Annotated in this window: 4 protein-coding genes and 2 pseudogenes; 4 read left to right on the top strand and 2 right to left on the bottom strand. The window is 55.1% G+C overall.

Annotation, left to right across the window (positions count from 1 at the left end):
- Positions 1 to 42 precede the first annotated feature (42 nt).
- Positions 43 to 556: pseudogene (locus B0O95_RS15015) on the bottom strand (transposase); the annotation flags it as partial.
- On the opposite strand from B0O95_RS15015, the gene B0O95_RS15965 reads away from it, so the two are divergent.
- From B0O95_RS15965 to B0O95_RS15000, 3 genes are all read left to right on the top strand, one after another.
- The gene (locus tag B0O95_RS15965; protein WP_158249519.1) at positions 555 to 719 is read left to right on the top strand and encodes a hypothetical protein; all 165 of its coding nucleotides are present in this window, start codon (positions 555 to 557) and stop codon (positions 717 to 719) included. The pseudogene B0O95_RS15015 and the gene B0O95_RS15965 overlap by 2 nt on opposite strands.
- An 825-nt stretch (positions 720 to 1544) precedes the next feature.
- Positions 1545 to 1967, top strand: a complete 423-nt coding sequence (locus B0O95_RS15005; protein WP_104078553.1) for a transposase — start codon at positions 1545 to 1547, stop codon at positions 1965 to 1967.
- Between the two features lie 168 nt (positions 1968 to 2135).
- Positions 2136 to 2585, top strand: a complete 450-nt coding sequence (locus B0O95_RS15000) for a phage tail protein (RefSeq protein ID WP_104078552.1) — start codon at positions 2136 to 2138, stop codon at positions 2583 to 2585.
- A 542-nt stretch (positions 2586 to 3127) separates the two neighbouring features.
- Here B0O95_RS15000 and B0O95_RS14995 read toward each other — a convergent pair.
- Entirely contained in the window at positions 3128 to 3478 is a 351-nt protein-coding gene (locus B0O95_RS14995; protein WP_416171947.1) for a hypothetical protein, read from the bottom strand.
- On the opposite strand from B0O95_RS14995, the pseudogene B0O95_RS17330 reads away from it, so the two are divergent.
- Positions 3386 to 3620 (top strand): annotated as a pseudogene (locus tag B0O95_RS17330) (hypothetical protein); the annotation flags it as partial. The gene B0O95_RS14995 and the pseudogene B0O95_RS17330 overlap by 93 nt on opposite strands.

Here is a 3620-nt window from a genome sequence, read left to right as displayed (position 1 = left end):
AGGCCGCCTGCGCGGGACCTGCAAGCCTGCCAGACGCCATCACCGCCATGCCCGATCAGCGCTCATCGGATGTGACCCTGCCGCTTCAGAAAAATTTGGATGCGGCGGTAGCCGTAGTGCGGATACTGCGCCGACAGGATGCTCATTGCCGCAAGCACCGGAGCATCCCGCCCGGCCAGCTTCGATTCATAACGCAGCGCTGATCTTGCCACCGACATCAGCGCGCACGCGCGTCGCTCCGATAGTCCCCGCGCCTTCGCGTAGGCAACCTGCTTGCGCCGTGCGAGCGCGCTCAACATTTTTTTGCGTTGATCTCCTTCATCACGTCCAATTCGAGATCACGTTCGGCCAGCATCTTCTTGAGTCGTGCATTCTCCCGCTCAAGCTGCTTCAGCCGCTTCACGTCTGCAGCTTCCAGAGCGCCCAAATGCTGCCGCCAGTTATAGATCGTCTGCTCGCTGATCCCGTGCTTCTTCGCTACCTCCACGACCGGCGTCTTGTCCGCCTCGCGCAGGATCATAACCCTCTGCTCTTCCGTAAACCGGCTCTTCTTCATGACTTCCTTTCTCCGTTGGAAGCCATTCTCTCAAGTTTCAACTGGGCCGAAAATCGCCGGGCAGGTCAGCGCCGGTGCTGGCCGGGCATTGGACATCGCGGATTTTGGCGGCCCAATCGAGAGCGCTATTCCGCTCGTGACGGGCGTCGATCTGCTTGCGTAGCACCGCTATCTCGGTTTTGGCGGTGGCTTGTGAGTGCAAGGCGCAAAAAACCCTGATGACGTTCCGACATTTGAGGATTTGGGCGTCGGAAGTAAGCTATGCATGTGGTTGTCTCGCCAGCCTTCCCGACGCAGCATCACATGCATTCGGCGATAACCGGAGTGCACGCGTGTTTGCGTGATTCTACTTGATGCGCAGCATAATCGCGTTCGAACCTCGTGCGACTGACTGATAGCTGTGTACCGAACGCGACAGCTTCAGTACTTTACAGGCTTGGCGCTGGCCTGCGCCAAAGCGTTGCATCCGATCCGTGGTGAGTTCATACAGCCGGAAGGCGTCAGAGCATTTTTGACAGCACATCCTACAACACGGCTTTGTCTAGCGACAGGTCTGCCACCCGCCGATTAAGCTTCGCGTTTTCTTCTCCGAGTTGTTTCAGGCGACGCAGCTTCGGCGGGCCCAGGCCACCATTGATTTTGCAGAAGCCGTGGCTTCTTTACGCACCGGTTCTTACCTTTCTACTCAATCGTGCGTCCGCCACGCTATCAGCAGTATGAAGCCGGTCAATGGTAAAACGAATTATTCACAACAAGTATCACTGAATATTTTAGTGAGCTGTTCAGTCCGTATTGGAATTATTGGCCTAGGCCAGTGTCGCACGAATCTTACATTCTTTAATTTTCATAAGTTAATTAAAAATTTCATTTTTTTGTACTTGACGCAATGTCAAGTACTAACTTTAATTAAACAAAACAGGGAAGAACTTTAAAGGTGGTCCCTTGAGGCCTTTCCTTGCTTATTGAAAAAATTTCTGGGAACAGCGAGATGAGAAAACGAAAGTGGTCCGCCCGGCAGCGCAGGGCCGTGCTCAACGCGTGGGACGCGGGACGCACGGTTTTAGAGTTGTGTAAGAAGCACGACATCAGCCGAGCGACTTTGTACTTATGGAAGGAAATTTATACCGGTATGTCGACCGAGGCAATCGAGCGATGGGACAAGCTTGCACGCGAGCGCGCAGTATTTCAGCGTCAGCTAAAGTGTGCGAAAGCGGACCGGGCACTATTGCAGGCTGTGCTGCAGACTCTTGAGCTGACGGTGGAGCAAAAATGTAGGTTGGTACGGTGGTCTCGTGCACAGCATCTAAGTAGTGCTACAAGAACATGCGTGCTGCTGCGACTGTCGCGCTCGAAATTGAAGCTTGACGCAATGAACGAAGCGCAGTTTTCGCACGAGAATAAACAACAATAGTGAAGCTGCCACGCGCTGAAGCGCTACATGTCTTAAAACTTCCCGATTTGGATTGCGTTTCATCACTGCCTACGATACCAGATGTGAGCCGCCGAAAGTAACACCCGACAAGGATAGGAACCTGAACTGGGTTCGTTGCGGCGCAAATTTGACGGTGTAGGAGGCCGAATGGCGAGCACAGCAGCGGGAATAGCGACGACGTATCCGATCCCAACCTATCGTTTTAAGGTGGTGGTCGGTAGCGAAGAAATGGCGTGCAGTGCGGTGTCGGGATTAGAACTGGGCGTCGAGACGATCGAGTACAAGGATGGTACCGGTGCGGTTCGACGTATGCCGGGCCAGCGCCAAGCGCTGCATATCACGCTACGGCGTGGAGTGGTGAAAGGTAAAAGCCAACTTTACGATTGGATCAACTCGATTTCGCTGAACCAAGTGGAGAAAAAAGACATTTCCATCAGTTTGACCAGTGAAGCGGGTGACGCACTATTGGTGACCTGGAATATCACCGACGCGTTTCCAACAAAGCTTTCGGCGCCACACTTTGATGCGAGCAGCAACGAGGTGGCAATCGAAGAGGTTTCATTGACCGCAGACCGTTTGGCAGTCGAATTTCATTAATTGTCGGCACTTGTGGGCACTGCGAAAGCGTCTGCCACAGTATGCGGCGTAAGATCACACGTACTTGAGGACAAGGAGATGACAAACCTCACCTATCCAGGCGTTTATATCGAAGAGGACGCGAGCCTTGCGCTGTCGATCGCAGCGGTCTCAACCGCAGTGCCAGTGTTTGCGCACGATGGCACACTGATTACGGACACCACGGCGGTGCGAATCAACTCGTGGCTGGATTTCATGAAGCAGATCTCTAAATATGAAGCGGGAGGAACTGGGCCAGAAAGAACTGGGCTGAAAGAAACTGAGACCGCAAAAGCAGAAGCGGCAAAAGCAAAAGCAGAAGCAGAAGCGGAAAAAGCTGAAAAGGAAAAAAATGAAAAAAAGGTGAAAGCAAATTTGTTATACGTATCGCTTAAAACATATTTTGAGAACGGTGGAGGCTATGCGTACGTATGCCCGACCGGTCAACTGACTACACAAGTGCCGGGCTTGGACGATATCACGCTAATTGTTGCGGCCGGCCAGCCTGTACAATCAGCGGTTGATCAACTATGTGTGGAAGGTGCATGCCTGTTTGCATTGCTGGATGGGCCAAGCACTGTTTTGCCAGCGGAACCTGGCACCACGCCAGCGGGATCTGGCACCCCGCCAGCGGGACCTGGCACCACGCCAGTGGGACCTGGCACCACGTCAGCGGGATCTGGCACCACGTCAGCGGACCCTGGCACCACGTCAGCGGGATCTGGCACCACGCCAGCGGGACCTGGCACCACGTCAGCGGACCCTGGCACCACGTCAGCGGGATCTGGCACCACGTCAGCGGACCCTGGCACCACGTCAGCGGACCCTGGCACCACGTCAGCGGGATCTGGCACCACGTCAGCGGGACCTGGCACCACGTCAGCGGACCCTGGCACCACGTCAGCGGACCCTGGCACCACGTCAGCGGGACCTGGCACCACGTCAGCGGACCCTGGCACCACGTCAGCGGGATCTGGCACCACGTCAGCGGACCCTGGCACCACGTCAGCGGACCCT

It is taken from the genome of Mycetohabitans endofungorum, assembly GCF_002927045.1.
Lineage (GTDB): Bacteria > Pseudomonadota > Gammaproteobacteria > Burkholderiales > Burkholderiaceae > Mycetohabitans > Mycetohabitans endofungorum.
This window is presented reverse-complemented; position numbering and strand designations above follow the sequence as displayed.

Bases quoted from the DNA above. Each gene is read 5' to 3' on its own strand.
- B0O95_RS15000 (WP_104078552.1), top strand. From the start codon at position 2,136: ATGGCGAGCACAGCAGCGGGAATAGCGACGACGTATCCGATCCCAACC.
- B0O95_RS15005 (WP_104078553.1), top strand. From the start codon at position 1,545: ATGAGAAAACGAAAGTGGTCCGCCCGGCAGCGCAGGGCCGTGCTCAAC.
- B0O95_RS15965 (WP_158249519.1), top strand. From the start codon at position 555: ATGACTTCCTTTCTCCGTTGGAAGCCATTCTCTCAAGTTTCAACTGGG.